At 44.9% G+C, this 8,741-nt stretch carries 4 protein-coding genes and 1 riboswitch; of the genes, 2 read left to right on the plus strand and 2 right to left on the minus strand.

Annotated elements, in window-relative coordinates:
• Window positions 1–459: 459 nt before the first annotated feature.
• Window positions 460–1,806 carry a cation:proton antiporter gene (locus tag AACT21_RS02815; protein ID WP_017046634.1) on the minus strand — a complete coding sequence of 449 codons (1,347 nt, stop codon included), beginning with the start codon at window positions 1,804–1,806 and terminating at the stop codon, window positions 460–462.
• 116 nt (window positions 1,807–1,922) lie between these two features.
• On the opposite strand from AACT21_RS02815, the gene metH reads away from it, so the two are divergent.
• Window positions 1,923–5,600 carry a methionine synthase gene (gene metH, locus AACT21_RS02820; protein WP_094164074.1) on the plus strand — a complete coding sequence of 1,226 codons (3,678 nt, stop codon included), beginning with the start codon at window positions 1,923–1,925 and terminating at the stop codon, window positions 5,598–5,600.
• 66 nt (window positions 5,601–5,666) lie between these two features.
• Here the strand turns inward: metH and lysC are convergent, their stop codons facing one another.
• Window positions 5,667–7,019 carry a lysine-sensitive aspartokinase 3 gene (gene lysC / locus AACT21_RS02825; protein ID WP_094164075.1) on the minus strand — a complete coding sequence of 451 codons (1,353 nt, stop codon included), beginning with the start codon at window positions 7,017–7,019 and terminating at the stop codon, window positions 5,667–5,669.
• Window positions 7,020–7,128: 109 nt separating this feature from the next.
• Window positions 7,129–7,304: riboswitch (Lysine riboswitch) on the minus strand.
• A 183-nt stretch (window positions 7,305–7,487) separates the two neighbouring features.
• On the opposite strand from lysC, the gene AACT21_RS02830 reads away from it, so the two are divergent.
• A complete protein-coding gene (locus AACT21_RS02830) occupies window positions 7,488–8,609 on the plus strand; it encodes a pyridoxal-phosphate-dependent aminotransferase family protein (protein WP_094164076.1) in 1,122 nt (373 codons plus the stop codon).
• Window positions 8,610–8,741 lie beyond the last annotated feature (132 nt).

Consider the following 8,741-nt stretch of genomic DNA (forward strand, 5'->3'; position numbering starts at 1 on the left):
CTCAGTGCCGTCTTCTAAAAATCAATTCCACGCATACTTACATACTCACTCCTTGTAATTCGTAACACTCTGATTAGCTAGGGCTCGCTTACCGGTCCGTAGTTTTACTTGGCGTCCTTCTTCAATAATCATTGAACCTGTTTGTTCAAACTTGTTCGGCTGACTTTAAGCTATTGTGTGATTATTTGTGTACGTGAATGACTTTCTTTGGAGTCTGCAAGAGCCACCATCACACTTTCATTTGAATAGGGTTCGCCAGCTTTTTAAATAGATATTACTAAAGCTATCCATAGTGATATTTCACCATAGTTCAACAGCCTTAATTAGACCATATTTTTTAAATTGGTATTACAGTAGATATAGAGAGGAGGAGCAAAGTAAAGATAGCAAAAGCCGATGTTCTAGAACATCGGCTAGGGATAAAATTGATTTGATCAGTCATTACTGACAGTTTTCTTTCTACATTGACGACTTTTCAGCTTGTTTTGCTTTATCTATCAATGGGGTAATTGTTGAACCTTGAATAAGTATTGAGAACACCACGACAGCGTATGTCATAACAAGGATTATCTCTTTTACATCAATAAGCTTGTCTGGGATAACTAATATGCCAGATGGGATAGAAAGTGCCATTGCTAGTGCTAGCCCACCTCGTAGCCCTCCCCAAGTTAGTATCTTTATTGACCATGGGTTGTAGGAGCGGTAACGCTTGAAGCCGATGTAAGAGAAAAAAACGCTTAGATAGCGAGCAGATAAGACAAGAGGAATGGCGAAAGCCATCAATATCCAGTCCTCTTCATGGAATTTGAAGAGTAGCATCGACATACCGATAAGTAGAAAGAGCACACCATTCAAAAATTCGTCAACCAATTCCCAAAAGTGGTCAAGGTGTTCTTCACTTTCTTTTGAAAAGCCAATGAAGCGTGTCCAGTTGCCGATCATTATCCCTGATACAACCATAGCTAAAGGCCCGGAAACATGAATAACATCTGCAAAAACATAGCCAGCAGTCGGTATACCAATGGTTAAAAGCAGTTCCATTGAGTGATCATCGGTGGCGCTGATGAGGTAGTGGAATAATAGCCCAAGAGCTAGACCATACAGGATGCCCCCCATTGCCTCTTGAATAAACAACATAGTTACACTACCTATGGTTGGTGCTTCTGTACCAAATGCAATAGTGAAAATAGTGACAAAGATAACCAAACCAAAACCATCATTAAAGAGCGATTCTCCCTCGATTTGGGTTGAAATACGTTTTGGTGCATCTAACTTTTTAACAATAGCTAATACGGCTATTGGGTCTGTTGGTGATATGAGTGCACCAAAGAGCAAACAGTAAACGAGATCGAAGTGAATACCGATAAATTGACAGAAGGCGTATAGCCCAAAACCGATGAAGAAGGTTGAAAATAGCGTTGCGCCTAGTGCAAGAACCGCGATTTCCCATTTCTGATCTTTTAGGTTGGGTAATTTGATGCCTAGGCCGCCAGCGAAAAGTAGAAAACCGAGTATTCCTTTGAGCAGAAAATTTTCAAAGTTAATACTGTTGACGGTTTCTGTCGCTATTTGAGTTAGATGAAACCAATCATTTTGACCTGCAACTAAGATCAATAATGACAACATCATCGATCCTGCTGTAATGGCGATAGTGGTTTGCATATTGCCTATCTTACTGTTTAGAAAGGCAATCAACATTGCTGCTCCTGATAGGAAGCATAAAGTGTAATAGACAGACATTGTTTTCTCGTCGTGTAACAAAATATGAATGAAATTCTCCTTGGATGATGTACAAATAGCAAACACTTTTTAGCCATGATTGCAGATGTATCAAACGATAATTAAAGTGAAGTTTAGACGTCTAGATTTCTAATGGTTATATGATAGGATGAGCGAATAACCAAAAGGAATGAGGCTGTACTGTGGGAAGAGAAGTTAGAAGTCAAATTGAAGCTCAATTGCAACAGAGAATATTATTGATTGATGGTGGCATGGGCACCATGATTCAGAGCTATAAATTGGAAGAGCAAGATTACCGCGGAGATCGTTTTGCCCATTGGCCAAGCGATCTGAAAGGAAATAATGACCTTCTCGTCTTGACGCAGCCTCAGTTAATCAAAGAAATTCATAGTGCTTACTTGGAAGCAGGTGCTGATATCCTAGAGACGAATACCTTCAACGCGACGAGCATCGCAATGGCCGACTACGATATGCAAGCCATTAGCGATGAGATCAATTTCGCTGCTGCAAAACTTGCACGCCAAGCTGCTGACGAATGGACGGCGAAAACGCCTGATAAACCTCGTTACGTGGCGGGAGTGCTAGGGCCAACAAACCGCACTTGCTCGCTCTCCCCTGACGTGAATGACCCTGGGTTTCGAAATATCAGCTTTGAGCAATTAGTTGAAGCTTACTCAGAATCAACACGTGCTTTAATTCGTGGCGGCAGCGACTTAATTTTGATTGAAACCATTTTCGATACTTTAAATGCTAAAGCCTGTGCCTTTGCGGTGGATTGTGTGTTTGAAGAGTTGGGTTACAAACTGCCCGTGATGATCTCAGGGACAATCACCGATGCCTCTGGTCGAACGCTTTCTGGGCAAACAACCGAAGCCTTTTATAATGCACTGCGACACGTTGAGCCTATCTCATTTGGTTTGAACTGTGCACTCGGTCCGGATGAATTGCGCCAATACGTTGAAGAGCTATCACGTATTTCCGAATGTTATGTCTCGGCTCACCCCAATGCGGGGTTGCCTAACGCATTCGGTGAATATGATCTTGAAGCCGATGAGATGGCGCAGCACATCGGGGAATGGGCGCGAGCAGGATTCTTGAACTTTGTTGGTGGCTGTTGTGGAACCACTCCTGAGCACATTAGACAAATGGCAAAAGTGGTCGAAGGTGTGAAACCAAGAGCGTTACCCGATATTCCAGTGGCTTGTCGTCTATCCGGTCTAGAGCCGCTGACGATTACCAAAGAGAGCTTATTCATCAACGTAGGTGAGCGAACTAACGTCACTGGTTCTGCGCGTTTTAAGCGTTTAATCAAAGATGAACAGTATGACGAGGCGCTGCATGTTGCTCGAGAGCAGGTCGAAAACGGTGCACAAATCATCGATATCAATATGGATGAAGGGATGTTGGATGCGCAAGCTTGCATGGTCCGCTTTCTCAATTTATGCGCTTCTGAGCCGGATATTTCCAAAGTACCAATCATGGTTGATTCTTCTAAGTGGGAGGTAATTGAAGCAGGTCTCAAATGCATTCAAGGCAAAGGGATTGTGAACTCGATTTCCCTCAAGGAGGGGAAAGAGAAGTTTGTTGAACAAGCTAAACTCATTCGCCGCTATGGTGCTGCTGTGATCGTGATGGCGTTTGATGAAGTAGGCCAAGCGGATACCCGTGAGCGAAAACTTGAAATTTGTACCAAAGCTTATCGAATTTTGGTTGATGAGGTTGGTTTCCCTGCTGAAGATATCATTTTTGACCCGAATATTTTCGCGGTTGCGACCGGTATTGATGAGCATAATAATTATGCTGTGGACTTTATCGAAGCCGTGGCTGATATCAAACGTAATTTACCCCATGCGATGATTTCCGGCGGGGTTTCCAACGTCTCTTTCTCTTTTCGCGGTAACAACTATGTGCGTGAAGCGATCCATGCTGTATTCCTTTATCACTGTTTTAAAAACGGCATGGACATGGGTATCGTCAATGCCGGTCAGCTTGAGATTTACGATAACGTGCCTGAGAAACTGCGTGAAGCAGTCGAAGATATCATTCTCAATCGCCGCAGCGATGGCACTGAACGCTTACTGGATATTGCGGCTGAATACGCGAACAAAGGTGTCGGTAAGGAAGAGGATGCCAGTGCGCTTGAATGGCGTTCATGGCCAGTCGCAAAACGTTTAGAGCATGCGTTGGTCAAAGGTATCACCGAGTATATTGTTGAAGATACAGAAGAAGCTCGTCAAAATGCCACTCGCCCACTGGATGTGATCGAAGGGCCTCTAATGGATGGAATGAACGTGGTCGGTGACCTCTTTGGCGAAGGGAAAATGTTCCTGCCGCAAGTGGTGAAATCGGCGCGCGTTATGAAGCAAGCCGTTGCGCATTTAGAGCCCTACATCAACGCGCTTAAGCAAGCGGGTTCCAATAATGGCAAAATCCTTCTTGCCACAGTTAAAGGGGATGTACACGACATCGGCAAAAATATCGTTGGCGTCGTTTTGCAGTGTAATAACTACGAAATCATTGACCTCGGCGTTATGGTGCCATGCGAGCAGATCCTTAAAGTCGCGAAAGAACAGAATGTCGACATCATTGGGTTATCCGGCCTCATCACTCCCTCTTTAGATGAAATGGTGCACGTCGCCAAAGAAATGGAGCGACAAGGGTTTAAATTACCGCTTTTGATTGGCGGAGCAACCACCTCTAAAGCACATACCGCAGTTAAAATTGAGCAAAATTATCACCAGCCTGTTGTGTATGTGAACAATGCTTCGCGCGCAGTAGGCGTTTGTTCTTCGCTTCTTTCTGATGAGTTACGTCCTGCTTTTGTTGAAAAATTAAACATCGACTATGAACGCACGCGTGATCAACATCACCGTAAAACCCCCCGTACTAAACCCGTCTCATTAGAAGTGGCAAGGGCAAATAAAGCGGTTATCGATTGGGATAACTATACGCCGCCAGTTCCGGCTAAATTGGGCGTACATGTGTTTGATGATTTTGATGTGGCTACCCTTCGTCGTTACATCGACTGGACACCATTTTTCATGACATGGTCATTGATGGGTAAATATCCGACGATTTTTGAACACGAAGAGGTGGGAGAGGAAGCACAAAGTTTATTCCATGATGCTAATGCATTGCTTGATAGAGTGGAGCGAGAAGGGCTACTCAAGGCTCGCGGTATTTGCGCTTTATTCCCAGCCGCGAGTGTGGGGGATGATATCGAAGTGTATCGCGATGAATCGCGCACCGAGGTTGCTCATGTTCTGCATCACTTACGCCAACAAACCGAAAAGCCCAAAGGTTATAACTACTGCCTGTCCGATTACATTGCACCAAAGGAGAGTGGTAAACGAGATTGGATCGGAGCATTTGCCGTAACAGGCGGAATTGGTGAGCGAGAATTAGCAGACCAATATAAAGCGCAAGGCGATGACTATAATGCCATCATGATCCAAGCGGTAGCTGATCGTCTTGCTGAGGCTTTTGCGGAATATTTGCATCAGCAAGTTCGTAAAGAAATTTGGGGCTATGCTGCTGACGAAGAGTTGTCGAACGATGATTTGATCCGTGAGAAATACCAAGGTATACGCCCAGCGCCGGGCTATCCAGCGTGTCCTGAGCATACGGAAAAAGGCACCTTGTGGGAGATGTTACAAGTTGAGCAAACCATCGATATGTCTTTAACCACCAGTTACGCTATGTGGCCGGGTGCTTCGGTGTCGGGTTGGTACTTCTCGCATCCTGACTCTCGTTATTTTGCCATTGCACAAATTCAGCAAGATCAGATGCAAGATTACGCGCAACGTAAAGGTTGGAATGCACAAGAAGCGGAAAAATGGCTTGGGCCGAATTTAGATTAAGTAATAAAAAACAGGTTGGCTAAGCCAACCTGTTTTTTATTCAGCGTGTTACTACTCAATGTGGTTTTATCGTTCAAACAAATCTTGATGAAGTTTCTGAATTGCCGCTTTAGAAACCGACTCGTGTAATAAAAAGCAGAGGTTGTGCGGGCTGGCACCATAGCAAATCATACGCAAATTGAAATCTTCTAAGGTGCTAAAAACTTGTTTTGCATAGCCTTTGCTTTCACTCATGTTATTGCCGATCAGCGCAACTAAACACAGATTATGTTCGACTTCAACTTTACACAGCTCTTCTAATTCTAAGCGCACCGCTTGAGGCAGTTCAGGCGCTCCACCTGAGGTATCGGTTTTATCTAATGTTAATGAGACGCTGATTTCAGAGGTGGTGATCAGATCCACCGAAATTTTGTGTTTGGCTAAAATTTCAAACACCTTCGAAAGAAAGCCGTATGCGTGAAACATGCTAGCGCTGCGTAGCGTAACCATGGTTTGATTGCAGCGTAGGGTCAAGGCTCTAAATAGAGGTGAGCTTTCCACACGTTTACGGATCCAAGTGCCGCCTTTTTCAGGCTCTTTTGAGGAGCCGACAAACACAGGGATATCGTGGCGAAGCGCGGGCAGCAACGTCGATGGATGCAAAATCTTAGCGCCAAAGTTTGCCATCTCCGATGCTTCGCTAAAGCTTATTTCCGCAATCGGAGCGGCTTTAGGCGCAATGCGAGGGTCGGTCGTATAAATCCCCGGCACATCAGTCCAAATTTCTAAGCCAGAAGCTTGTACCGCTTCGGCGATCAAGGCCGCAGAATAATCACTGCCGCCTCGGCCCAATGTGGTTGTATTCCCTTGTTCATCAGCGCCGATGAAACCTTGAGTTACCACTACGTGTTGCAGGCAAAGTGGTGTTAACTTCTCTTGGGCTAATTGCTGGATCTGCTCTAATTGCGGTTCTGCCCGACCATAGTGATCATCAGTACGCAGCACTTCTCGAATATCAAAACGGATCGCATCCATGCCACGTTCACGCAGTAATTGCGTCAGAATGAAGGTCGACATTAACTCGCCACAAGCCACTAAGTGATCGGTCAGTTTTTTACTCGCTTGAAAAGAGGCCGCTTCTGCGACACTGGCCACCATATCTAAAATTGAGTGTACCTCTTTTTCAACTTGTAGCGGGTCGGCAAGTTTATCAATAATCGCATGATGAATATCAGCTAACTTTTTGATAATACTTAAGCGTTGATTGGCATCTTGTACGCCATTGGCTAATTCAACCAATAAATTCGTCACGCCAGAGCAGGCACTGCTCACGACTAATTTGGTCTCTGGATTATTTTCGATCACAGCGGCACAAAGGCTCATTGCTTCAAAGTTAGCAACGCTTGTTCCGCCAAATTTGGCGACATTGAATGCGCTCACGGCATTTCTCCCACGACTTCCTGAAATAAAAATAGTGTTGGTGTACCAACGTCCAATGTTTGAAGAGAGTTTTTCTAGAGCAAATAAAGAGGTGTTTTTATGATTGGTTTACCTCAGAAGCTCTTCATCAGGGTTGCTGATGACAGTTGAAGGGATTCAGCCCATTCAACCGATAAACCAAATCCACAACCTTGGTTTATCTCGGCACTGCTCCCCATTAATGTTTTGTATTGGAGTTGAGGCTCCACAAAACATCTGCCTGGGCAGTGCTCCTCTTCTGCTAGATAGCTCATTCATTGAACGTTTTTGAACTGTTAATGTCAATCGCTAATTAAGTCCAAATGTAAAATAAAATTAACCAGAGTGTGACACTGGTTTGACCTCTAGACTTCGGTCGAATTGTTGCATCAGCGGATTTGTTTTACTCTGGGTATTCTATTCGCATTTGGCCACAAGCAAGGAGCAACTATGTCCATTACCAGTTTTAACCCACCCCAGCGAATTTTGATGGGGCCAGGCCCGTCAGATATTTACCCCCAAGTATTACAAGCGCTGAGCAGGCCGACCGTTGGCCACTTAGATCCGCTTTTTATCCAGATGATGGATGAGCTAAAGCAGCTGCTTAAATACGCTTTTCAAACGGAAAATGAGTTTACCATCGCGGTTTCCGCGCCGGGCAGCGCTGGTATGGAGGCGTGCTTTGTCAACCTGATTGAGCCAGGAGATAAGGTCATCGTGTGTCGCAATGGCGTTTTTGGCGAGCGTATGCGCGAGAATGTAGTGCGCTGTGGCGGAGAAGTGGTGCTGGTGGATGATGAGTGGGGAGCCCCCGTTTCGCTCGATAAAGTCGAGCAAGCCATACAGGCTAACCCTGATGCTAAAATTCTCGCGTTTGTCCATGCAGAAACGTCAACTGGTGCATTGAGTGATGCGCAAGCATTAGGTTTGCTGGCTAAGCAAAACAACATGCTGAGTATTGTAGATGCGGTGACATCCTTAGGCGGCGTGCCACTTTATGTGGATCAATGGCAGCTCGATGCCGTCTATTCTGGGAGCCAAAAGTGCTTATCGTGCCCTCCGGGTTTATCGCCACTGACTTTTTCAGCGCAAGCGATTGAAAAAATTCAATCTCGCACAACCCCCGTTCAAAGCTGGTTTTTAGATCAAAGCTTAGTGCTTGGTTATTGGAGCGGTGCAGGCAAACGCAGTTATCACCACACTGCGCCAGTTAACAGTTTGTACGCATTGCATGAAGCCTTACTGGTGTTGAGAAACGAAGGTCTAGAGCAGGCTTGGGCACGTCATCGTGTGATGCATAACAAATTAAAGCAGGGCTTAGAAAAATTAGGATTTGAATTTGTCGTTGCTGAAGATTGTCGTTTACCGCAATTGAATGCGATCTATATTCTAGAAGGGGTTGATGAGGCTAAAGTGCGAGCACATTTACTCAATCAATACAACTTGGAGATCGGCGCAGGCCTTGGCACTTTAGCGGGTAAAGCGTGGCGTATTGGTCTAATGGGGTATGGGGCGCGCAGTGAAAACGTGGCCTTATGCTTGCGGGCGTTAGAAGAGTCACTAACAAATTAGCAAAAAAACCACATAAGGGAGCATTTGCTCCTTTTTAGTGGTGCTGATGCTGAACGTTGTTCGTCTCAGCATCAATCATAAAATTCATTTTTATTGTTAGCTCTTCCCTAGCGTGAGTGGAATACTCGTGAT

Origin of the sequence: Vibrio sp. V08_P9A1T1 (genome assembly GCF_963874405.1) — a bacterium.
In the GTDB taxonomy this organism is placed as follows: domain Bacteria; phylum Pseudomonadota; class Gammaproteobacteria; order Enterobacterales; family Vibrionaceae; genus Vibrio; species Vibrio anguillarum.